This is a genomic window from Paracoccus tegillarcae, assembly GCF_002847305.1.
GTDB lineage: Bacteria > Pseudomonadota > Alphaproteobacteria > Rhodobacterales > Rhodobacteraceae > Paracoccus > Paracoccus tegillarcae.
Window position 1 is genome coordinate 2791242 of the sequence record NZ_CP025408.1, and the last position, 23000, is coordinate 2814241.

A 23000-nucleotide genomic window follows, 5' to 3' on the forward strand; every position below is an offset into this window, starting at 1 on the left:
AGAGCCATTTCAGCGACAGGGCCAGCGTTTGCGCAGATTACCGCTGAGAGACCCGCTCAATCCTCGCCGCGATACGGCTGCACATATTGCAGCGCCATATCCCACGGGAAGAAGATCCAGGTATCCTGCGATACCTCGGTCACGAAGGTCTGCACCATGGGCCGGCCCTTGGGCTTGGCATAGACGGTGGCGAAATGCGCCTTGGGATACATCTCGCGGATCAGTTCCAGGGTGCGGCCAGAATCGACCAGATCATCGACGACCAGAATGCCATCCCCGTCGCCCATCAGCGTGTCGTCAGGCTTTTTCAGCACCTCCAGCTGGCCCTGACCAGCCTCTGTGCCGACGCCCTTGTAGGAACGGATGGAAATCGTATCGATGGTGCGGATGTCCAACTCGCGGGCCACGATCATCGCGGGTGCCATGCCGCCGCGGGTAACTGCGACAACGGCGCGCCAGTCGGTGCCGTCCAGTCGCCATGACAGTGCCCGCGCATCGCGGTGCAGCTGATCCCAGCTGACGTGAAAGCCTTTCTCATGGGGCAGACGGTCCATCATATCTCTCCTTCAGTGCCGCAAGATCAGGGATCTGCCCAACAGGACGATTGGCCCTGTTGAAATCCGGTTGATCCAGAATTCGGCGCCATCATAGCGTTGCCGCCGCAAAGGCAAAGACCACAGTCTTCTTCTTCATCCAAATATCCACTGGGCGGCACCGCTTGGCGCGCGCTCAGCCTTTGGTGACCGTCGCGATATCGGGGGCGTCCACGGCCTTCATGCCGACGACATGATAGCCGGCATCGACATGATGCGTCTCGCCCGTTACGCCGGACCCCAGATCCGACAGCAGATACAGCGCCGATTTGCCCACGTCGGCCTGCGTCACGTTGCGGCGCAACGGCGAGTTCAGCTCGTTCCACTTCATGATATAGCGGAAATCGCCGATCCCGCTGGCGGCCAGGGTCTTGATCGGACCGGCACTGATCGCGTTCACGCGGATGCCGTCCTTGCCAAGATCCTCGGCCAGATAGCGCACAGATGCCTCGAGGGCCGCTTTGGCCACGCCCATCACGTTGTAATGCGGCATCACGCGTTCGGCCCCGTAATAGGTCAGGGTCAGCAGACTGCCACCGTCGGGCATCATCGCGGCGGCGCGCTGGCAGATGGCGGTGAAGGAAAAGACCGAGATGTCCATCGTCATGGCGAAGTTGTCGCGGGTGGTATCGACGTATCGGCCGCGCAGCTGTTCCTTGTCGGAAAAGCCGATGGCGTGGACGACGAAATCCAGTTGGCCCCACTCGTCCTTGAGCTTGGCAAACAGGTCGTCAATCGAGGCGCCATCACCGACATCGCAAGGCAGGATCAGCGACGATCCGACCTGCTCGGCCAGCGGTCCGACGCGCTTTTTCAGCGCCTCGCCCTGATAGGAAAACGCCAGTTCCGCACCTTGGGCGGCGACCGCCTGCGCGATGCCCCATGCGATCGACTTGTCATTCGCCAGCCCCATGATAAGCCCGCGCTTGCCAGCCATGAGCCCGGATTTCTGCTCGCTTGACATGAGATCACCCTCGCTTTTTCAACCTTTTGGGATTTGATTAGGCCAAAGGTCGGTGGGCATCAAGCTTAAGGGGACGGTGATGACAGCACGAGACGGTATCTTTGCGGGAGAAGATCCCTTTGTCATTGCCCGGCGTTGGCTGGGCGAAGCGACCGAAACCGAGCCGAATGATCCCAACGCCATGGCGCTGGCGACCGTGGATGGCGAGGGGATGCCTGATGTCCGCATGGTATTGCTGAAAGAAATAGAGGCGCAGTCGTTTGTTTTCTATACGAATTACGAAAGCGCAAAGGGGCAGCAGCTTGATCTGACTGGCAAGGCGGCACTGGTGCTGCACTGGAAATCTTTGCGGCGTCAGATCCGGGTGCGTGGGGTGGTGACACGTGAAGAAGGCCGTCAGGCGGATGCGTATTATGCCAGCCGTCCGTTGCAAAGTCGCATCGGTGCCTGGTCGTCACCGCAATCGCGGGCGATTTCGGGACGTGAGGTGCTGTTGGCCGAGGTGGCGCGGCAAGGGGTGAAGCAGGGACTGAGCCCGTCTCGGCCGCCTTTCTGGGGCGGCTATCGGATCCGGCCCGTGCAGCTCGAATTTTGGGCAGATGGCGCCTTCCGGCTGCATGATCGGTTTAATTGGCTGTATGATGACAAGAAAAGAACTTGGCAGATACGGCGTTTAGCCCCATAAAGCTGACGAAATGGTTCACTTTCTGGGTATGATCGGTCAACCTGCCGAAAAGGCTAGGAAAGCAGTCGCTTTTACCCTGCGGCACGCTGTCCCAGCATGGTTGATGATAGCCCTCGGGAGGAGTAGTTTCATAAGATCGAGTGAACCAAGCGACAGAAAGTGTATCGCAGAATGACCAGGGACAACCCTGACGAAAGAACGGTAACGGGTCTGATCAAGTGGTTCGACCCTACCAAAGGCTATGGCTTCATCTACAATGATGAAGGCGGCCCGGACATACTGCTGCACGCCAATGTGCTACGTAACTTCGGGCAAGGCTCGGTTGCGGATAATTCACAGGTGACCGTTCGGGTACTGACGACAACGCGTGGTCTGCAAGCCGTCGAAGTGCTGGAGGTCAGTCCGCCCGAAAATCAGGGACTTCCGCCGATCGCGGATCTGCCGCAATCGGTCATCGACGATCTTCAATCGCTGCCGCTGCAGCCAGCGCGCGTAAAGTGGTTCGACAAGGCGAAGGGCTTTGGCTTTGCCAATATCTTCGGGCGCGGTGATGATGTCTTTCTGCATATAGAGGTGCTGCGCCATTCAGGACTGGCGGATCTGACCGTCGGCGAAGGCGTGGCCTTGCGCGTGGTCGAGGGCCCGCGCGGTCTGATGGCCGCGCAGGTTGCAGGCTGGGACGAGGTGTTGGGCCGGCAGTTCGACGGGCCGACAGATGCGGGCCTGGATGCGGATGGTGAGGCCTCGACAGCGCAGGACGCTGGTGCCGAGGCCGGGTCGCACGCCGCGTTCGGCTGAGACGATGGGCTTGCTGAGGCAGATGCGATCGGGCGCGTTGATCCTGTTGATCGCGACGACCGGTGTGGGCTCGGCTGCGGCCGACCAGCAGCAGCCTGCCTGCGACATGAACCAGACCATCTTTCAAACGGACGGGGGCTGGTTGTCGGTGACAGTCGAACTGGCCGATGATCCGCAAGAGCGCGCGCAGGGGCTGATGTTTCGGCGCGAACTGGACGAAGGGCATGGGATGCTGTTCGTCTACGAAAAGCCGCAGCCCGTCAGTTTCTGGATGCGCAACACGCTGATCCCGCTGGATCTGATTTTCATGGATGCGACCGGAACCGTGCGCCACATCCACGAGAACGCGCGCCCACTGGATGAGACCCCAATTCCGGGCGCGGCCATCGGCGATCCTGACCCTTTGCGGCTGATGGTGCTGGAGGTCGGCGGCGGTGAGGCACGCGAACTGGGCATAGAGGCGGGGCAGGCGATGGCCCATCCACTACTGGATGACGACAAAGCCGCGATTTCGTGTGACTAAGCTCTTTCCCCCCGCGCAATGGCGCGCTAGAAGGCGCCAGTTCGGGGCGTAGCGCAGCCTGGTAGCGCGACGGTTTTGGGTACCGTAGGTCGGAGGTTCGAATCCTCTCGCCCCGACCATTCCAGATTTCAGCAGATCAGACAGCGCCGCTTGCGGTGGTCAGCAGGCGCGACTTCTGTCTTGCGGCACAGCGTTGGTGCTAGCGACACGGGCAGCTTGGGCGGTCCGGTCCTTTAGTCCTGACGCCGTTGGGCAAGGGCACGCCTGACATGCCCGGGCAGGATCATGAAACCGCGGGCATATCGCCCGGCCAATCGCTTTGGATTGGACAGCATGCGCCACAGCCACTCCATCTTGACGCGTCTGACGGCCATCGGCGCGCGCTGCTGTTGGCCAGAGATGAAATCAATCCCTGCGCCGATCGAGACAAATCCAACACCTGGCAACGCGTCACGTGCACGAATGGCAAAGCGCTCTTGCCGGGGGGCGCCCAGGCCCAGCAGGCAAAGGCGTGTGCCTGACTGTCGGATCTGCTGAATCAACGCATCGGCTTCGGCGCCGTCGGGGTCGAAGGGAAACCCGGGTACCGCGATCAATGCCACCTGCAGACCTGTATAGTCGGCCGTCAATCGTTGGGCCGCCAACTGCATCGATGCGTCGTCGCCGCCAAGCAGTGCAATCGGCGCGCCGTGACGTGCCGCCAACCGGGTCAGCGGGCGCACCAGATTCGAACCCGGAACCAGACTGACGGGCCGATCTGCCAGGCGCGACAGCCAGACGACGGGGTTCCCATCCGCGACAACCAGATCATGTGCTGCATAGGCACGGCGGAATGCCTCATCCTTGGCCAGCCGTTCGAGATGGTCGACATTCAACGTGGCCAGCGCAAACCCCTTGCCCTCAGCCAAAAGTTCATCGACTCTTTCAAGCAACTGTTCCTGATCCGGGCAGTTGACCTGAACCGCTTGGCCGTCTGGAAAGTTGAATAGCATGTGAGCAACCTGACCGTTGGAGTTGATCGTTATTACTTGTATGGTCGTCACGCTGGCCTCGCCAGAGTGTTCAGTGACCTCTTTTCAATCGGTTAGTAAATGCCTCCGTATCCCGTCGCCGCGATAATGCTTTTGATCTGGCCGATTATCACGGCCATCATGTTTGCGCGGATGGAGCGAACCAGCGCCTTCATCTGGTCGATGTTGGCTGGATATATGTTTTTGCCCCCGAACATCGCGATTGACTTGCCCACTTTGCCCGGGCTGGGGAAAAATGAGATCATGTCCATGTCAGCGATGCTGATGCTGTGGTTGGGCATGGGAAAGAAGTCGGGCGAGCGCGATCCGATGGAGGCGGATCTCGCACCAGTCATCCCCAGATCGATGGTGTTGATGATATCGATGATGTTTCTCTCGATAATCCTGACGGGAATCAGCAACGGCTCGCCACTTGTCGAAGGTGTCAGCTATAAACCTGGGGTCGATACCACTCAGATCATAGGTAATTTGCTGCTGCAATATGTCGAATTGATCCCATTTTTCGTCGCCTTCAAGCTGCTGTCAACGCCTTCTCAGACCAGAAAACTGCTTCGGGCGTTCATGATCGCCTTCCTGATCTATTCGCTGCCGATGCTGATGGAGGTGCGGCTGAGCCCACAGCTGAACACCTGGATCTATGGGTATTTCCAGCATGATTTCGCCCAGACATTTCGTTACAATGGCTACCGCCCGATCGTCTTCATGAATCACCCGATCTGGGTCGCCTCATTCGCCACAACCGGTTTTCTGGCCGCCTTGTGTCTGGCGCGGGCCTATGGCGCCGGGCCGCGGATGATTTTCCTCTTGTTGTATCTCGCGGCGGTGTTGGTGCTCTGCAAGACAATGACGGCGATCCTGATGTCGCTGATGGCCGCGCCGCTGATCCTTTTCGCTGCGCCGAGAACAGTGCTGACATTCAGCATGATACTGACATTGATCATGGTCTCATATCCGGTGCTGCGGCTATTCAACGTGTTGCCAACCGACGAAATCGTCGCGTTTATCGAGGAATCGCAGCCTGAACGTGCTGGATCACTGGCCTTTCGCTTCGACAACGAATTCGTCCTGCTAGAGCGCGCGATGCTGCAGCCGCTATTCGGTTGGGGGCCTTGGGGGAGGAACTTTCCGGTGAATCCGGAGACCGGCCGGACACTTGCCATTGCTGATGGCTATTGGGTGATAACGTTCGGAACACGCGGGATTTTCGGGTATTTGGCAATGTTCGGGGCGCTGGCGACGCCCGTTTTCATCATTTGGCGACGGCGCTACGAACTTCTGCTACGACATGACCGGCCGGCGGTCTTGATGGTCGCCACCGTGACTTTGTTGCTGGCAATCAATCTGTTCGAGTTGATCCCGAACGCGACGTTGACGCCGCTGACCTGGCTGGTGACTGGCACGGTGCTGGGGCATGCCTGCCGTTTGCGCTATATTCGTGATGCACGCGGTCGCTGGAAGAAGCGTCAGGAGGAAACGCCGGAAAAAACTGGCATAAGGCACGCTCTTTGATGAATATTGTAATTTGACGTGTCGCCTATAGATGAACAGGTCATGCGATGTAAAAGTTGCTCTTGCCGGCGCAATGACGACGATATGGGAATGGAATGAACGATAACCGCGATCCTCAATACGGACCCAATGACATCGCGATCATCGGCATGGCGGCCCAACTGCCGGGTGCCAGCGATGTCGCGGAGTACTGGCGCAACCTCTGCGAAGGTGTGGAATCGATCCAGCCTGTCAGCCGAGAGGATCTGCTTTCGCGCGGTGAATCGCCCGCGGCGCTGTCCGATCCGAATTACGTGCCTGCAGCGGCAATTCTTGGCCAGTTCGACGAATTCGATGCCGAGTTCTTTGGGCTGAGCCCCAAGGATGCGGCCATCATGGACCCGCAGCACCGCAAATTCCTTGAGACCTGCTGGCACGGGTTGGAAGATGCCGGCCATATGCCAGATCGCTTTGACGCGCCCATCGGCGTCTATGCGGGCTGCGGCATGGGAAGTTATTTTTACTTCAATGTGTGCGCAAATCGCGAGCTTGTCGAAAATGTCGGGCATTTTCTGTTGCGCCATACCGGGAATGACAAGGATTTCCTGTCGACCCGCGTCAGCCATATCTTTGACCTGACCGGCCCCAGTGTGAACATCCAGACGGCCTGCTCGACCTCTTTGGTTGCGGTTCATGCTGCCTGCCATTCGCTGTCTTCGGGCGAATGTGACATGGCGCTGGCCGGCGGCGTCACCATCGAGATGCCGCATGGGCGCGGATATCTGTACAAAGAGAATGAAATCCTGTCGCCTGACGGCCATTGCCACGCCTTTGACCATCGCGCGGCGGGGACCGTCTTTGGCAGCGGCTCGGCCGTGCTGGTCTTGCGCAGATTGTCCGACGCGCTGGCCGATGGCGACAATATCCGCGCCGTGATCCGGGGCAGCGCGATCAACAATGACGGCGCATCAAAGGCCGGCTATCTCGCGCCCAGCGTCGAGGGGCAGGCGCAGGCGGTGGCCGAGGCCTTGGTCATGTCGGGCGTCGGGCCAGAGCAGGTGGGTTACATCGAATGCCACGGCACCGGCACCGCGCTTGGCGATCCGATCGAGATCGCGGCGCTGAACCAGGCTTTTGGTCGGGTTGAGGCAGGCGGCGAACGCGACGGGCCCTGCTATGTCGGCTCGGTCAAGACGAATATCGGACATCTGGATACGGCTGCTGGCGCGGCCAGCGTGATCAAGGCAGTGCGCGCCTTGGAAGAGGGGGTGATCCCTCCGACTCTGGGCTTTCAGGCGCCGAACCCCGCCATCGATTTTGACGGCGGACCGTTTCAAGTCGCCGATAGACTCATCCAGTGGGAATCGTCGGGGCCGCGCCGGGCGGGCGTGAACTCTCTGGGCGTCGGCGGCACAAATGCGCATGTGGTGCTGGAGCAGGCACCTCAGGCGGCGGCGTCCGAGGAATCCGATTGGCCGTTTCAGATTTTCGCCGTCTCGGGCCGCAGCAAGGGGGCAGTCGACGGGAACGCCGCGCAACTGGCGGCCTGGCTGCGTCAGAACCCCGAGGCTGACATCGCAGATATTAGCCATACGCTGATCAATGGCCGCCGTGCCTTTGATCGTCGCAGGGTGCTGGTGGCGCGCGATGCGGCCGAGGCCGCGGCGCTTCTGGATGGCGGCGACCCCCATCGCGTCTTTGATCACCAGCCGCTTGGCCACGCGCCCGAGGTTGTCTTCATGCTGCCCGGCGGTGGCTCTCAATATGCGCTGATGGCGCGTGATCTTTACCAGACAGAGCCGGTTTTCCAGGACTGGATGGATCGCGGGTTGGATCATCTGGCGACGATTTCGGATCACGCGATCCGCGATATCTGGCTGGCCTCTGATGGTGACGCCGTCGCGGCGGATCGGCGGTTGCTGCAGCCTTCGGTTCAATTGCCGCTGCTGATGATCACCGAATATGCGCTGGCGCAGCTGTGGATGTCCTGGGGTGTCCAGCCCGCCGCGCTGATCGGGCACAGCATGGGCGAAAACACCGCCGCCGCCATCGCGGGGGTGATGCGGTTCGAGGATTGCATCGGTCTGGTGCATCTGCGCGGGCGGCTGTTTGATACGGTGCCCGAAGGCGGAATGCTGTCGGTGCCGATGCCTGCCCAGCAATTGCAGGCGATTCTGCCCGATGAGCTTGATCTGGGCGCGATCAACGCGACCGATCTGTGCGTCGTGTCAGGGCCCAAGGCGGCGCTGGACGACTTTGCCGCGCAGCTTCGCGGGCAAGAGGTCGAGGTTCAGGTCATCCCGATCAGCATTGCCGCGCATTCGCGGATGCTCGACCCGATCCTGTCCGATTTTCGCGCCTATCTGCAGTCTATCCCGCTGACGCCGCCGCAGATCCCGATCATCTCGAATCGCGATGGCGAACCGCTGCCCGATGCGGATGCCTGCGATCCGGAATACTGGGTCAGCCATCTGCGTGGCACGGTCGATTTCGCGGCGGGGATCGAGGCCCTGGCGCAAGACGACGCGCGCATCTTTCTGGAGGTCGGGCCGGGGCGGGCCATGTCCGGACTGGCGCAGGCCAATGCCGGGGTCAAGGCGCAGCAGGTGATTTCCAGCCTGCGCCACCCCAAGCACGAGGTCGCGGACGATCTGTATTTCATGACCGCGCTGGCTCGGGTCTGGGCGGCGGGCGGTCAGATCGACTGGCCGCAGATCTGGGGCGATGCGCGGCGTCGCCTTGTTTCGCTGCCCGGCTATGCGTTCCAGCGCAAGAGGTACTTTGTCGAGCCGACGGCCGGCACGCAACCCGCGCAGACCGCCCTGTCGCGGATCGAGGACCCGACAGATTGGGGCTGGCGGCCAAGCTGGCGTCTCTCTGCGCCGGATCTGGAACTGGACCATGCCGGCAACCCGCGTGGCGACGCACCAAAAGACCTGCTGATATTCGCCGATGATGCCGGTCTGGCCGATCGCGTGATCAGCCGGTTGCGCGATCTGGGCCACCGTGTCGCGACCGTGCGCGCGGGCGACCGGTTCGAGCGCGTCGGCAAGGGCGACTATCGCCTGCCACCCGAGGAACAGCGCGACGGTTACGAATTGCTGTTGGCCGGGCTGGCCGAGGACGGCGCACAGATAGACCTGATTGGCCATTTCTGGTCGGTGACAACCGGCCAAGAGGCGCGGGCCGGGTTCAGCGAGTTTCAGGACAGAATGAACCGTGGGTTCTTCAGCCTGCTGCATCTGGCGCAGGCGCTTGGTGATGAACTGGCGGATCAACCGGTCACGCTGACCGCATTTTCAAACGACGCTTTGCGCGTTGCCGATGAGGACGCGCAGGCGCCCGACAAGGCCACCATTCAGGGGCCGCTCAAGGTGATGCCGCGGGAATACCCGGCGCTGTCGACGCGGTTGGTTGATCTGCGTTTGCCGCAGCCCGCTCGCGGGTTTCTGCCCTTTGGCTCGCGCGTTGATCGCGCCGGGCTGGATCGGCTGGCCGCGCAGATGGTCCTGGAATTGCTGGGCACACCCGGCGAAGCCGTTGGCGAAACCGTGGCCTGGCGAGATGGGCGCAGGCTGGTCCAGCGTCTGACGCCCCAGGCTCTGACGCCGACCGAGGATGTGACCTTCGGGGTGACCTTTATCACCGGTGGCTTCGGCGGCATTGGTCAGGCGGTTGCACGCGATCTGGCGGCGGCGGGCGCTGCCCGGATTGCGCTGCTATCGCGTGAGGCACTGCCCGCAGACGGCACGATTCCCTTTTCTGCACGAGCGCGCCGGATGGCGGGCTTTGTCGAGGAATTGCGCGCCGCTGGCGCCGATGTCATCGCCGTGCAGGGCGATGTGACTAGCCCCGAGGATATGGCGCAGGCAGTTGCTACCTTGCGCGATCATTTCGGCGGACTGGACACGGTTATACATGCCGCCGGTATCATCAACGACGCGCTGATGGCGGGCAAAGCCGATGGCGAGGCTTGGGATGTGCTTGCCCCGAAGGTTCACGGCACCAAGGCGCTGATCGAGGCGCTGGCCGATGCGCCGCCTCGGCAGACGGTGCTGTTCGCCTCGACCAGCACGGCGACCGCGCCGGCAGGGCAGGTCGATTATGTCGCGGCCAATGAATATCTGAACGCCGTGGCCCGCAGCGCGCCGCCCGCGCTTGGCCGGGTGGTGGCGGTCAATTGGGGTGTTTGGTCCGATACCGGCATGGCCGCGCGCGCGATGCAGACCGAAGTGGCCGCGCCGTCTATTGCCTCGGAACAGAAGAATGCGGGTGAGGCGGCACCGCTGCTGGGCCGCGAGGCGGATGGCGGCGGCGGAATGCGCGAATTCCAGCGCCTGCTGACGACGAATGATTGGGTCATCGGCGGGCACCGCACCGCGCAAGGACAGGCGCTGATGCCGGGCACTGGCAATCTGGAACTCTTCGCGCAGGCTCTGGTTGCAACCGGCACGCCCTTGCCGCTGCGGCTAAGTGATGTGCTGTTCTTGCGCCCGCTTTATGTCGAAGATGGTGAGCCGACCGCCGTTTCGGTTCAGATCGAGACCGTCGAAGGCGCATCGCGCATCACCATCGTCGATCCTGACAGCGGCGATGCCTATGCCAGCGCGATGGGCGAAGCTGGCGCGGCCTCTGATCGCCGGCTTGAGGTTCCGACCGACTGGCAAGAACAGGCTGCAGCCGATGGCCCGGCGTTGGAATCTGCGCAGGAAACTGTGATGAACTTCGGCCCGCGCTGGAAGGTTCTGCGCGCCACGCGCCTGCACGGTGCGGAAGGCTGGGCCGAATTGCGCCTGCCGGCTGATCATGCGGCCGAGGCATCGGACCATCAGATGCATCCTGCGCTGCTGGACATCGCGACGGGTTGGGCCATGGGCCTGATCCCCGGTTGGTCGGGGGCGCATCTTTGGGTGCCAACGGGCTATGAGCGTCTGACGCTTTACGCGCCATTGGGTGCAGATCTGATCAGCCATGTTCGGTTGGCGGCTGGCAGCGCGGCTGAGGGGACGGCGCGTTTCGATGTGACGCTGGCGAGACCCGACGGTACCGTCTGCGCCGAGGTCACGGGTTTCACCCTGCGTCGGATGCAGGCGGGTTTGACCACGCAGCCCTCTGCAAAACCATCACGCGGGGCCGAGACACCGGGCGAAAAGCGGCTGCGTCACAATGTGTCGCAGGGCATTCCGGCGGCCTTTGGTCCGCAGGCGATGCGTCGTGCAATGGCGACGGGTGTGGCGCAGGTCTATGTCTCTTCGCTGGATTTGCCCGCGCTGGTGGCAGAGGCAGCCGCGCCCTCGACCCCGGCGGTGACCGGCGATCAGGGCTTTGAGCGTCCCGATCTGGACGGCGAATTCGTCGCGCCGGCTGCCGGCACGGAAAGCGAGCTTGCCTCGATCTGGGCCGACCTCCTGGGCGTTCGTCAGATCGGTGCAGAGGACAGCTTTTTCGATCTGGGCGGCCATTCGCTGGTCGCCGTGCGGATGTTCGGTCAGGTGCGCAAGGTGTTTGGCGTAGATCTGCCCATCTCGGCGCTGTTCGAGGCACCGAATGTGGCCAAGCTGGCGGCGCTGATCGAGGCGCGGGTTGGTCCGCGTGCAGGCACGCCTGTGACGGCGGGCGTGGACGGTGCGGCACCGGCGCAGACCGGGCCGTCGCGGCGCTATATCGTCGATATGGGCGGGCGCGAGGGTGGCACGCCGTTCTTCATCGTCGCCGGGATGTTCGGCAATGTGATGAACCTGCATCAGCTGGCACAGCGCGTCGGACAGGATCGCCGCTTTTTCGGCTTGCAGGCGCGGGGTCTGTTTGGCGAAGACAAGCCACATGAAAGCTTTGCCGAAGCCGCGCGCGATTATCTGGCCGAACTGCGTCAGGTGCAGCCCGAGGGGCCGTATCTGCTGGGCGGATTCTCAGGCGGCGGCTTGATCGCGCTGGAGATGGCGCGGCAATTGCGCGAGGTGGGCGAAGAGGTGGCCATGCTGGTCATGCTGGATACGCCTTTGCCGATGCGCGCGGCGCTGAGCCGCCGCGACAAGGTGCTGATCCGTGCGCAGGAAATGCGCGAGCAAGGGCTGACCTTCTGGACCGATTGGGCCCGCAACAAGCTGCGCTATGAACTGCAGAAACGCCGCAAGGAACGCGATGCCGGACAAGAGGCAGAGGCCGCCGAAGGCTTTCAGGATCACGCCATCGAGGCCGCTTTCCGCGGTGCACTGCCCAAGATGGCGATGTCGGAATGGGATGGGCCTGTGACGCTGTTCCACCCGCCGCTGGATCACCGCTACAGGGTTTCGGGCGGCCAGTGGGTGACCGCAGGGCGCGAGTATCTGATCCCCGACAATGGCTGGGGGCGCTGGATGCCCAAGCTGCAGGTGATCGAGGTGCCGGGCGATCACGACTCGATGGTGCTTGAACCAAATGTCCGCAGGCTAGGGACGCTGCTCTGCGACATCCTGCGACGCCATGACAGCCCCGGTGGCCGTCAGGCCGAAGCCGCGGAATAGGATCCAAAAAATGGCGCTGTTGCATGTCATCATCCTGAACTATCGCACGCCCGATATGACCCTGCGTTGTGTCGAGGCGGCCCTTGGCGCGATGGAGGGAATCGACGGCGGGATCACCATCGTCGAGAACGGATCAGAGGACGGATCGCTGCAGCGCTTGCAGGACGAGGGCAAGGCTCGGGGGTGGCTGGACGGCAACCGCGTGGCGCTGGTCGATAGCGGTCGCAATGGCGGTTTTGGTGCCGGCAACAATGTGGGCATTCGCGCGGGCCTGCCAGATGGTCGTCAGGCCGATCTGGTCTATCTGCTGAATTCGGATGCCTTTCCTCGCACCGACGCGATACGCGTCCTGATCGACTATCTTGCGGCCCATCCTGAATGCGGGATTGCCTGTTCGCGGCTGCGCGGCGACGATGACGTGCCGCATGATACGGCTTTTCGCTTTCCATCGGCTGGCGCTGAGTTCGAGGGTGCTGCGCGGTCTGGCCCGATCACGCGGATGTTTCGCGGCAAGGTCGTCACCATCCCGCAGCCCGATGCCTCGCGTGCCGTCGATTGGTCTGCTGGTGCCAGCATGATGATCCGGCGCGAGGTGCTGGACGAGATCGGTCTCTTTGATGAGACCTTCTTTCTGTATTTCGAGGAAACGGATCTGTGCAGGCGGGCGGGTCAGGCCGGCTGGCAGACGCATTACGTCTGGGACAGTCTGGTGACGCATATCGGTTCGGCCAGCACCGGTGCAAAGACCTGGGCAACGGTGCCCGAATACTGGTACGCGTCCCGACAGCATTATTTTCAAAAACATCACGGTCGGGCCGGGGCGTTTCTGGCCACGCTGGCCTGGCTAACGGGTGACGGTTTGTGGCGGCTGCGTTGTCTGGTGCAACGCCGCGATCACGACACGCCCAAGGGGCATGGCGGCCAGATGCTGAAGCGTGCGCTTGGACGCGGTTGACGGGTAAGTGGGATTAGAAGGGCGAGACATGAGTAAATTCAGCGCAATCCTTGTCGGAAACGAGGCCCTGCTGCGTCACGCGACCGAGGTCCTGTTGGAACGCGGTCATAGCGTCGCAGCGATCATCACCCGCAATCCCGAGCTGCGATCCTGGGCCGAAGGGGCGGGCCTGCGGGTCGAGGATCAGGACGCGGGGGTGCCCGCCGATGGCCCGGTTGCCGATTGGCTGTTCAGCGTTGCCAACCTGTCGATCCTGAAACCCGGCATGCTGGCCCGAGGCCGCCGGGGCGCAATCAATTTTCATGATGGCCCGTTACCGGCGATGGCGGGGGTCAATGTCCCGGTCTGGGCGATAGCCGAGGGCAACACCCGCCACGCGATCACCTGGCATCTGATCGCCGAGGGGATTGATACGGGCGATATCCTGGCCAGCCGCGAGTTTGACATTGATGCCGAAGAAACCGCACTGACGCTGAACGCGAAGTGCTTTGCCCATGGCGCCGAAAGCTTTGCCGAGATCGTGTCGGACATCGAGAAGGACAGCTTGCAGCCTGCGCCTCAAGGCGACGGCGCGCGCAGCTATTACGCCCGCGATCAGCGCCCCGAGGCTGCGGCTATGCTGGATCTGCGGCAACCGGCGGGTGAATTGCTGACATTGGTCCGGGCGCTGGATCACGGTGATTACTGGAACCCGCTATCGGTGCCGAAGCTGGCGATTGATGCGGATCGTGTGGCCTTGATCGCTGCGGCGCAGATGGCCGAGGGCTCGGGCGTGCCCGGCACCGTTCTGTCGCGGGATGGCGACAGCGTGACGGTCGCGGTCGGGCAGGGTGCGCTGCGCCTGATGCTGAAACCGGGGCAGGGCGAGTTGCCGGATAGATTGCCGGTTCTGGATGATGCCGAACGCGCAGAGTTGCAGGCGATGTCGGTCCTTGCCGCCAAGTCCGATGGGTTCTGGCGCAAACAACTTGGCCGCACCGAGCTTGGCCGCGCCGATGCTGATCGCGGCACATGGGCCAGCCTGCCCTTGGGTGGCCAATTGGGACCGGATGCCGCCGCCGCTGCGCTGGCGCTGTTTTCACGGCGGGGATCGGGTGGCGCGATCTCGGTTGCCTTGCGTCCCGCTGATCACCCTGAAACCAAAGCGATCCTTGCCGATTGGGTGCCGTTGACCGTTACGCCCGCCGGCAAACTGTCTGAATTTTCCGCCGCCTTGTCGAAGAGCATTGACGATCTCAGCGCGCGCGGCCCGTTTGCCGCTGATCTTCTGCAGCGCGCGCCCGAATTGCACGGTGCCACCGCGCCCGAAATCGGTCTGGATCTGGCCGGGCGCGGCGCGATACCCGACACGGCGATGACGCTCAGCCTGACGCCGGAAGGCGCAGTTCTGCACCATGACACAGCGCTGCTCGACAGTGACGAGGCACAGCGATTGGCGGATCGTCTGTCGCGCGCCCTCGTGGCCGCCGGCGATACCGATGTGACGGCCATCGGCGCGCTGGACCCGGCAAGCCGGGATGAATTGCTGACTCGGCGCAATGACACCGCCGCCGCTTTTGACGAGGCCTGTATTCACACGCTGATCGCCCGAACGGCCGGTCAGGATGGTGCTGCGACGGCGCTGGTTTTTGAGGATCGCAGTCTGTCGCGCGCGGAACTTGAGGCGGCCAGCAACGCATTGGCGCATCAATTGTTGGCCCAGGGTGTCAGCCCTGACCAGCCGGTCGGCCTGTTTGCCAGGCGCGGGCCAGAACTGATCATCGGCGCATTGGCCATCTTGAAGGCCGGCGGTGCCTATCTGCCGCTGGACCCGGACTATCCTCAGGACCGGCTGACGCATTACCTTGCAGATAGCGGCGCCGGAATCGTTCTGGTGCAGTCGGGCCTTGCCGGGCTGCCGGCCGGCCACGGCGCGCAGTTGATCCAGATTTCGGCGACCCCGCCCGCGCAAGACCCCGGTGCGCCAGAGGTGGCGGTCGGGCCGGAACATCTGGCCTATCTGATCTATACTTCTGGTTCGACCGGCAAACCCAAAGGGGTGATGGTCGAACATCGCAACGTCGCGAATTTCTTTGCCGGCATGGATGCGGTGATCCCGCATCAGCCCGGTGACACCTGGCTGGCCGTGACCAGCCTGTCCTTTGATATTTCGGTGCTGGAGATCTTCTGGTCGCTGGCGCGCGGGTTGAAACTGGTGATCGCGGGCGAGGATTCGCGGTTGGCGGTCTCGGGCAATCCAGCGCCCAAAAGCCGGGCCGCCATGGATTTCAGCCTGTTCTACTGGGGCAATGACGATGGCGTTGGCCCCAAGAAATACGAATTGCTGCTGGACGGCGCGCGCTTTGCCGATGATGCGGGTTTCGCCGCATTATGGACGCCAGAGCGGCATTTCCACGCCTTTGGCGGCCCCTATCCCAACCCTTCGGTGACCGGTGCAGCGGCGGCTGCGGTGACCAAGCGCCTTGGTATCCGCGCCGGCAGTTGCGTCGTGCCATTGCATCATCCCGCGCGCATCGCCGAAGAATGGGCCGTGATCGATAATATCACCGGCGGTCGCGCGGCGATTGCGGTTGCCTCCGGCTGGCAGCCGGATGATTTCGTTCTGCGCCCTGAAAACACGCCGCCCAAGAACAAACAGGCGATGATCGACGCGGTTGATGTGCTGCGCCGGTTGTGGCGCGGCGAAGAGGTTGAGTTCGCCAAGGCCGACGGCACCATGCACGCGGTGCGCACGCAGCCCCGGCCGGTCTCACCGGAATTGCCGATCTGGGTGACGGTGGCCGGCAACCCCGAAACGTGGCGCGATGCCGGACGACTTGGCGCGAATGTGCTGACGCACCTGCTGGGCCAGTCGGTCGACGTGGTCGAGGAACGGATCAAGGATTACCACGCCGCATTGCGCGAAGCCGGTCATGATCCAGCTGACTTCAAGGTCACGCTGATGCTGCACAGCTATCTGGCCCAGGATCGTGACACCGCGCGAGAGGTCGCACGCGGCCCGATGAAGGATTACCTGCGCGCCGCCGCTGCGCTGGTCAAGCAATATGCCTGGGACTTTCCGGCCTTCAAACGGCCCGAAGGCATGACAAATCCGATGGCGATAGACCTTGGCAGCCTGTCCGAAGAGGAAATGGACGGCATCCTGGAATTCGCCTTCATACGCTATTTCGAGGATTCCGGTCTGTTCGGCACCGTGGATGAAGCCGTGGCCCGCGTCGAATATCTGCAAAAGATCGGCGTAGGCGAGATTGCCTGCCTGATCGACTATGGAATCGCGCCGGATGTGGTCAAGGCATCCTTCCCACTCTTGGGACAGGTAGCGGCTGCGTTTGCTGGTGCGGATGATGACGTTGCGCCGGGCGATTATTCGATTGCCGCTCAGATCAGACGCCACACGGTCACGCATCTGCAATGTACGCCCAGCATGGCGCGTGTTCTGGTCACCGATCCGGCTGTGGCCGATGAGATGGCCGGCCTGCGTTGCATGATGATCGGCGGTGAGGCATTGCCGCCATCCCTGGTGCGCGATCTGCGCGCTGTGACCAAAGCCCAGATCCTCAATATGTATGGACCGACCGAGACGACAATCTGGTCCTCGGTTGCGCGATTGGCGCCCGATCAGGACACGACACCGCTTGGCCCGCCCATCGCGAATACCCAGCTTTACGTCTTGGACGATGCCGGTGAACCGCTTGGCGACGGCGAAGAGGGCGAATTGTGGATCGGCGGGCATGGCGTGACGCGCGGTTATTGGAACCGCGCTGATCTGACCGATGCCGCCTTCCGTCCTGATCCCTTCGTGCAAGCGGACCGTGCCGCACCCTGGGGCGCGCGCATGTATCGCACCGGCGATCTGGTGCGCTGGCGCAGCGACGGGCAGATGGATTTTCTTGGCCGTGCGGATGGCCAGATCAAACTGCGCGGCTTTCGCATCGAGTTGGGTGAGATCGAGGCACGTCTGGCCGAGCAACCGGGCGTCCGCGAGGCCGTGGTGATCTTGCGGTCCGATGCCTCAGGGCAGGGTCGTTTGCTGGGATATGTGACGGGTGAGCCCGCGCTGGATGAGGCGCATCTGCGTGCCGGTCTGCAAGATGTGCTGCCGCAGCACATGCTGCCGGCGCGGATCACCCGGCTGGATGCGATGCCGCAGACACCCAATCGCAAGATCGATCGCAAGGCACTGCCCGATCCGGCCGCGCCAGCTGCGCAGACAGCCGCCAAAGCGGCTGCCCCGCAGCAGGCGTCGGCACCTCAGGCGCAGACCGGCGAAGATCCGAGCCAGCTGGTCCACGAGGTCTGGGCGGAAACGCTTGGTCTTTCGACAATTGCGGCAAAAGACAATTTCTTTGCCATTGGCGGGCATTCGTTGCTGGCGATCCAGTTGCACCGCGTGTTGCGGGATCGGTTGGCTGTTTCCGGGCTGGGCGTGACAGATGTGTTCCGCTTTCCCGTGTTCGGTGATTATCAACGGCATGTCGCCGGTTTGACCGGCTCTGCTCAGCCGCAGAAACCGGCAGCACCGGCTGCCCCACAGCCCCGGGCAGAAAGCACTGCGCCGCAAGCGGGCGCGGATGATCCAATGGCGCGACGGCGGGCGATGCGCGCGCAATTGCGCCAGCGCGAGTGAACACCGCCGACCAGCTAGCAGATGCGGCGCGGTCGATGCTGGGTCCCGGTATCAGTTGCGCCGTGGTGCCGCTGGGGCAGGGCAATTTGCTTCCCGCCGAGGCCAAGTCCATGCGCAATGCTGTCACGGCGCGCCGGGATGAATTTGCCTCGGGTCGTCTTGCTTTGAGGTTGGCCATTGCAAGGGCGGGCTACGATCTGCCTGCCGATCTGCCGATTCTGTCGCGCGCTGATCGACAGCCGGATTTGCCGACCGGTTTGGTCGTGAGTTTGGCCCATGCCGGCGGTCTGGCCATCGCGCTGGCGAGCTGTCAGCCGGGCATCGGCCTGGGTGTCGATATCGAGCCGGTTCATGCGATGCGCCCCGAAGGATTGGAAGATAGCGTTCAACCCTTTCGGTTTCGCGACAGCCATCCCGATCCGCTGGCTGTGTTTTGCGCCAAGGAGACGCTGTTCAAGCGCCAGTTCCCAGTGACGGGCCGGATGTTGGACTTCTGTGAGGTGAGCCTGGCGATGGATGCGGCGCGCTTTGCCGCCTGCATCCCTGACCTTGGCCTGATGCGTGGAAAATGGGCGCGAATCAGTGGTTTTTACCTGTCTGTAAGCGCCGGAAATACCTGCAAGAATCGGCACCCCTCCTGACCGATTCGATTATCTTGCAACCAAAGCGTTAGCGATCTTGAAAAATATCGCTCATGTGGGGTAGTTCGCGCGCACAAAAGGTTGTATACCACAAGTGAACTGCTTCGTACTGGGGGCGTTTTGGTGGTCAAGCTATCCTTTTTTGCAATTTAAGGCGGCTTTTTGCCAAGCGTTAACCATTCGTTAAGCGATTTTGAGGAAACTGCTTCTTAGGCGATTCTTTTCTGTGGAGTGCACGCGCAAGCTGCGGCAGTCTAGATGTTATGAGAGGGGTAGAAGACTGATACCTTTATTGGGCATAGGTGCGGCATGCGGTGCCGCTGCAGCTTTCGCAGCCGTCCATTTTTTCGGAGCGGGGCTTCTGGCTGCCTTCTTGATCTATTCGTTTGGCGGCGCCTTTTTCACGATCCTTGCAGCTTGGCTGCAGGTTCGGTGCATCGAACGCAACGAAGACAAAAACGAAATTATTGCGGCCCGGTGAACTTTTCAGTTAACTAGGCCGCAATGTATTTCTGTGAACGCCGAGATTATTCGGTGATCTTAATAGCCGGTGCAGCGCAGGACTACGCCAAAGGTTTTTCTCAGGATCATCGTGTCATTGCGCAGTGACAGCGTACGGGCATATTCGGCATCGAATGTCGCGCGCTCGGCAAAGGTGCTGTCATTGCGATCGGTGATTTGCCACAATCCGGTCACGCCAGGACGCATGTGGTAATAATCAGCGCCCGGGTAATGGACGGCCTGTTCCACCATCATCGGTCGAGGGCCGATGATGCTCATGTCACCGCGCAGCACATTCCAAAGCTGCGGCAGCTCATCGAGCGACGACTTGCGTATAAAGCGACCGATACGGGTGATCCGGGGATCCTGCTTCAGCTTCTGGGTACTGTCCCATTCCTGCCGAGCCGCCGGATCCGAGGCCAGGTAGGCCTCCAGTTGCTGATCAGCATTGGCGACCATACTGCGGAACTTCCACATGCGGAAATGCCGGCCACTCTTGCCGAGGCGCGTTTGCGTATAAAAAGGCGAGCCGCCATCATACACAATCAAGACCAACACGCCGATGACGATTGGAAGGAGGAGCGGAAGGGCCAACAACACCAACATGATGTCGAGGGGCCGTTTAAAGAAGCGACTGTAGGGTCCGGAAACCGGGCCGCACGCCGCTGCTGGTACCGCTTCGGAAGAGCCCGATGCTACCAGGATGTCAGGATAGTACTTCATTCGATAAAAACACTCAGGGGGGGTTACAACACTTAACGACTATACACCGACCGTTAAAAGAAAAAACAAATTTTATCCTTTTCGACGCAGTTTGCCGTGTGGCGCGCCCAAAACCTGACTAAAACATCAGGTTGACCTTAGCTGATTTCAGTTCGGCCAATTGTCACGCAGCGTCAGACTGATCGGTTCAAATAAAACTTTCTCGTTTGGCTTTAATTAAAATAGGGCTAAGCAACCAAGAGTTGTGAAAGTCGTATCTGCCAAGGATTGCCGATTCTCGTTTGGATTTGCGGTCGATGCCTGCCGAGGCAAGCGTATGACCTGATCAACGACCGCGTGACCATTCGGTTCCACCGCGCTTCGTCCGCACAGCAAGAGAGACCGTCGCGTAGACGGCAAAGCCCAAGGGATCGCGGAACGCCAATCCGACCACTTCGCGGACTGAGGGACGAACGTGGCCCTGCCTTTCCAGCAACTCGGGATAGAGTTCGGCGATTTGCTGTCCACCGCGGTCCTGGCGTCGGCGTACACGAACTAGGCGTGAAAAGCCCTCGGTCAGGGGCCAGAGATAGGATGATGCGACCCGCAGGCGCTCATCCTCGTGAAATTGCAGCCGGGCATAGGAATCATCGGCGATGATCTGCGGGAAACGACCCCAACGCGCGCGACCAGCGGGGTTCACGGCAAGCAATCCCGCAGCGGTGACATTGTTCGTCATGAACGGCAACCGGGACCAAAAACGTCCGTAGGCCCTCGAAATCCAGCTGCTGGCAGGAGCAACGATCAATTTGCCACCGGCAAGGCGGGGCATGTCGACGGCAAGTGCCGCGACCAGGGCGCCAATCATATTGGCATCCACGATGATATCGGCATCCATGTACATACGCGTCGGATAAACCGCTGCGTCGTCGGCGCGATTTATTGCAGCTGCCTTGCCGCCTTCTGGCCAGTCAACAATATCCAGCGCCCAGCCACGAGCCGCGAAACTCTCTGTCAAAGTGGCGGCGCGAGCCACGGTATCATCCGTGCAGCCATTGGCCGAGACAATCACCTGCGCCGGGCCTTGATAGTCTTGTGCCAATAGTGCTTTCAGGCAGCCTATAATATAATCAGACTCATTGTTTGCGGCGATAATAATGCTAATGCCCGTCATATAAAGACCGTTATTTATATTCGATTAGGCGACGTTTTCGCCCGATTAGCTGACGCAGATAAAATTCGATTATGCCCTGTGCCTCGGGAAATTTGGCCAAGGTGAGAAACAGGCTGCGCGACCAGCCAAGCCGTCCGGCGAGACGGGCAATCTGAAACGGATAAACCAGCAGTATCAGCAGCGCCCATGCCCCTTGAAATATTGCCGCAACGAGAAAAATAAGCGGGATGACTGCACCCCACAGGATGGCGCGGCGCACCTCGTGTTGCCAGAACGCTTCGGTTTTTGAACCGTGTAGCCAGTTTCCTTCGGCAAAGGCATGACCGGCGCGGCGAGCGCGACGCCACCATTGGCCAAATCGGTGAATATCGGCATCATGCAGCGTCATCGGTGCATCCAGTCGTGCGATACGCCAGCCAGCACGCGCCAGCCGCAGGCACATCTCTGGCTCTTCACCGGCAATCATATCGTCGCGAAAGCCGCCGATCGCCGCAAGCGCGTCCAGTCTGGCCATCATGTCGCCACCGACCGCCTCAGCGGGTCCTATCGGCGTATCCCATTCCGCGTCGCAAAGCCGGTTATAGACCGAGGCCTCAGGAAACCGCTCGCGTCGGCGACCTGCAACAATGGCCAACTGCGGGTCAGACGCCAGCGCATCACGGGCGATATCGATCCAGCCCGGTTCTACCTCGCAATCCCCATCGACGAATTGGACCAGGCCCTGATCCAGCCCGCTATCAGTCAGATGGCGCAACCCGGCATTCCTGGCGCGCGCGGCAGTAAAGGGTATGGTGGTGTCCAGCATCACCACCTTGGCGCCCAGTTTCGTGGCGTTCTCTGCGCTGCCATCCGTTGAGCCCGAATCGACATAGATGATCGGATCTGCACGCCCCCTCAGCGAGGTCAGGCACCTTGTCAGGCGCTCACCTTCGTTTCTGCCGATGACAACCGCTGCGACCGAATGAACATGCTTGTTCATTTCGGGAACTTTGGAGGTATTTTCAGTATTTGGTGTTGTGAGGTTCATGCGCCAGACGTTATCATAGCGTATACCGAGGCAGTATCGTTTTCGTTTGTGCGGTTAGGAGTGCATAAAATTTGACTGCGCATCAAGACGAAGATCAGTACTTCGAGGATTCTCCTACCCTTGCGTCGCGTTTGCGCGGTGTGATCGGTAGACCCGCCAGAGAGCGGCCCCAGATGGATATCGGTGGGCGCTTTTCTGTGCTGCGAACACGGTTGCTGCAAGAGATGGGCAGGCAGGGCGCGCGACGGTTGGGGGTTTGCCCGATCAGTGACGGTGCCGGCGCGACCTATGTCGCCGCCAATCTTGCGCTGGCAACGGCGCGGCTTTCGCATCTGGACGTGCTGCTGGTCGATTTGGCACTGGGGCATCCGACGATGGGGGTGCAGCTTGGTCTTTCCGGTCATCCAGATTTCGTACCCTATCTGCGCGGCGATGGCGGTCAGGCCTCCGATCTGATGATGCGGATCGAGAGCGAGGGAAACCTGAATTGTCTGTTGCCCGATCGCCCGACCGACCGGGGCGCCGAGATCCTTCAGGACGAGCGCGCGCGTGAGCGGATCGGACAGTTGGTCGAAAGCTCGGATTGCGATATTGCCATCTTCGACCTGTCACCTGTACTGCGCACGGATGAGGGGCTGGCCGCCCTGCCGATGATGGACGCGATTTTGCTGGTGGCCGATGGCCGTGCCGGCACCGGCCGAGATGTTGCCGATTGTCAGCGCCTGATGGCAGACATGCCCCCGCTTTTGGGTGTGGTGCTGAACAAGGCAGAGCTGTTGGGATAAAAT

Annotated in this window: 15 protein-coding genes and 1 tRNA gene; 10 read left to right on the forward strand and 6 right to left on the reverse strand. The window is 61.5% G+C overall.

Annotated features, from left to right (window positions below):
* Positions 1 to 56: 56 nt before the first annotated feature.
* Both gpt and fabI read right to left on the reverse strand, forming a co-directional pair.
* Positions 57 to 557 carry a xanthine phosphoribosyltransferase gene (gpt, locus tag CUV01_RS13610; protein WP_101460946.1) on the reverse strand — a complete coding sequence of 167 codons (501 nt, stop codon included), beginning with the start codon at positions 555 to 557 and terminating at the stop codon, positions 57 to 59.
* 172 nt (positions 558 to 729) lie between these two features.
* Positions 730 to 1557, reverse strand: coding sequence for an enoyl-ACP reductase FabI (gene fabI, locus CUV01_RS13615; RefSeq protein WP_101460947.1), 828 nt, complete (start codon positions 1555 to 1557; stop codon positions 730 to 732).
* A gap of 79 nt (positions 1558 to 1636) precedes the next feature.
* Here fabI and pdxH point away from each other — a divergent pair, with 79 nt between their 5' ends.
* The 4 genes from pdxH to CUV01_RS13635 all read left to right on the forward strand — a co-directional run bounded on the left by pdxH (position 1637) and on the right by CUV01_RS13635 (position 3682).
* A complete protein-coding gene (pdxH, locus tag CUV01_RS13620) occupies positions 1637 to 2242 on the forward strand; it encodes a pyridoxamine 5'-phosphate oxidase (protein WP_101462099.1) in 606 nt (201 codons plus the stop codon).
* 171 nt (positions 2243 to 2413) lie between these two features.
* Complete coding sequence (locus CUV01_RS13625) at positions 2414 to 3040, forward strand: cold-shock protein (RefSeq protein ID WP_101460948.1); 627 nt, start codon at positions 2414 to 2416, stop codon at positions 3038 to 3040.
* A 4-nt stretch (positions 3041 to 3044) separates the two neighbouring features.
* On the forward strand, positions 3045 to 3563 hold the full coding sequence (locus CUV01_RS13630; protein WP_101460949.1) for a DUF192 domain-containing protein: 519 nt from the start codon (positions 3045 to 3047) through the stop codon (positions 3561 to 3563).
* Between the two features lie 42 nt (positions 3564 to 3605).
* A tRNA-Pro gene (locus tag CUV01_RS13635) sits at positions 3606 to 3682 on the forward strand.
* Positions 3683 to 3796: 114 nt separating this feature from the next.
* Here CUV01_RS13635 and CUV01_RS13640 read toward each other — a convergent pair.
* On the reverse strand, positions 3797 to 4555 hold the full coding sequence (locus CUV01_RS13640) for a WecB/TagA/CpsF family glycosyltransferase (protein ID WP_101460950.1): 759 nt from the start codon (positions 4553 to 4555) through the stop codon (positions 3797 to 3799).
* A gap of 132 nt (positions 4556 to 4687) precedes the next feature.
* Here CUV01_RS13640 and CUV01_RS13645 point away from each other — a divergent pair, with 132 nt between their 5' ends.
* The 5 genes from CUV01_RS13645 to CUV01_RS13665 all read left to right on the forward strand — a co-directional run bounded on the left by CUV01_RS13645 (position 4688) and on the right by CUV01_RS13665 (position 18808).
* On the forward strand, positions 4688 to 6103 hold the full coding sequence (locus tag CUV01_RS13645) for a hypothetical protein (RefSeq protein WP_157994866.1): 1416 nt from the start codon (positions 4688 to 4690) through the stop codon (positions 6101 to 6103).
* A 95-nt stretch (positions 6104 to 6198) separates the two neighbouring features.
* Positions 6199 to 12585, forward strand: coding sequence for a type I polyketide synthase (locus CUV01_RS13650; protein WP_101460952.1), 6387 nt, complete (start codon positions 6199 to 6201; stop codon positions 12583 to 12585).
* Positions 12586 to 12595: 10 nt separating this feature from the next.
* Positions 12596 to 13540, forward strand: coding sequence for a glycosyltransferase family 2 protein (locus CUV01_RS13655; RefSeq protein ID WP_101462100.1), 945 nt, complete (start codon positions 12596 to 12598; stop codon positions 13538 to 13540).
* Between the two features lie 28 nt (positions 13541 to 13568).
* On the forward strand, positions 13569 to 18167 hold the full coding sequence (locus CUV01_RS13660; RefSeq protein ID WP_101460953.1) for a MupA/Atu3671 family FMN-dependent luciferase-like monooxygenase: 4599 nt from the start codon (positions 13569 to 13571) through the stop codon (positions 18165 to 18167).
* 35 nt (positions 18168 to 18202) lie between these two features.
* A complete protein-coding gene (locus tag CUV01_RS13665; protein WP_232962246.1) occupies positions 18203 to 18808 on the forward strand; it encodes a 4'-phosphopantetheinyl transferase family protein in 606 nt (201 codons plus the stop codon).
* Positions 18809 to 19348: 540 nt separating this feature from the next.
* Here CUV01_RS13665 and CUV01_RS13675 read toward each other — a convergent pair.
* From CUV01_RS13675 to CUV01_RS13685, 3 genes are all read right to left on the reverse strand, one after another.
* The gene (locus CUV01_RS13675; RefSeq protein WP_101460956.1) at positions 19349 to 20032 is read right to left on the reverse strand and encodes a sugar transferase; all 684 of its coding nucleotides are present in this window, start codon (positions 20030 to 20032) and stop codon (positions 19349 to 19351) included.
* A gap of 325 nt (positions 20033 to 20357) precedes the next feature.
* Entirely contained in the window at positions 20358 to 21185 is an 828-nt protein-coding gene (locus CUV01_RS13680) for a glycosyltransferase (protein ID WP_101460957.1), read from the reverse strand.
* Positions 21186 to 21195: 10 nt separating this feature from the next.
* Positions 21196 to 22164, reverse strand: a complete 969-nt coding sequence (locus CUV01_RS13685; protein WP_101460958.1) for a glycosyltransferase family 2 protein — start codon at positions 22162 to 22164, stop codon at positions 21196 to 21198.
* A gap of 221 nt (positions 22165 to 22385) precedes the next feature.
* Here CUV01_RS13685 and CUV01_RS13690 point away from each other — a divergent pair, with 221 nt between their 5' ends.
* Positions 22386 to 22997 (forward strand): P-loop NTPase family protein, encoded by a 612-nt coding sequence (locus CUV01_RS13690; protein WP_101460959.1) that lies wholly within the window; start codon positions 22386 to 22388, stop codon positions 22995 to 22997.
* Positions 22998 to 23000: the final 3 nt, after the last annotated feature.

Excerpts from the sequence above, each read along its gene's own strand:
- CUV01_RS13640 (WP_101460950.1), bottom strand. The coding sequence starts at position 4,555 with ATGCTATTCAACTTTCCAGACGGCCAAGCGGTTCAGGTCAACTGCCCG.
- CUV01_RS13630 (WP_101460949.1), top strand. The coding sequence starts at position 3,045 with ATGGGCTTGCTGAGGCAGATGCGATCGGGCGCGTTGATCCTGTTGATC.
- pdxH (WP_101462099.1), top strand. The coding sequence starts at position 1,637 with ATGACAGCACGAGACGGTATCTTTGCGGGAGAAGATCCCTTTGTCATT.
- CUV01_RS13655 (WP_101462100.1), top strand. The coding sequence starts at position 12,596 with ATGGCGCTGTTGCATGTCATCATCCTGAACTATCGCACGCCCGATATG.
- CUV01_RS13685 (WP_101460958.1), bottom strand. The coding sequence starts at position 22,164 with ATGAACAAGCATGTTCATTCGGTCGCAGCGGTTGTCATCGGCAGAAAC.
- CUV01_RS13625 (WP_101460948.1), top strand. The coding sequence starts at position 2,414 with ATGACCAGGGACAACCCTGACGAAAGAACGGTAACGGGTCTGATCAAG.
- CUV01_RS13665 (WP_232962246.1), top strand. The coding sequence starts at position 18,203 with ATGCTGGGTCCCGGTATCAGTTGCGCCGTGGTGCCGCTGGGGCAGGGC.
- CUV01_RS13650 (WP_101460952.1), top strand. The coding sequence starts at position 6,199 with ATGAACGATAACCGCGATCCTCAATACGGACCCAATGACATCGCGATC.
- CUV01_RS13660 (WP_101460953.1), top strand. The coding sequence starts at position 13,569 with ATGAGTAAATTCAGCGCAATCCTTGTCGGAAACGAGGCCCTGCTGCGT.
- CUV01_RS13680 (WP_101460957.1), bottom strand. The coding sequence starts at position 21,185 with ATGACGGGCATTAGCATTATTATCGCCGCAAACAATGAGTCTGATTAT.
- CUV01_RS13675 (WP_101460956.1), bottom strand. The coding sequence starts at position 20,032 with ATGAAGTACTATCCTGACATCCTGGTAGCATCGGGCTCTTCCGAAGCG.
- CUV01_RS13690 (WP_101460959.1), top strand. The coding sequence starts at position 22,386 with ATGGATATCGGTGGGCGCTTTTCTGTGCTGCGAACACGGTTGCTGCAA.
- fabI (WP_101460947.1), bottom strand. The coding sequence starts at position 1,557 with ATGTCAAGCGAGCAGAAATCCGGGCTCATGGCTGGCAAGCGCGGGCTT.
- gpt (WP_101460946.1), bottom strand. The coding sequence starts at position 557 with ATGATGGACCGTCTGCCCCATGAGAAAGGCTTTCACGTCAGCTGGGAT.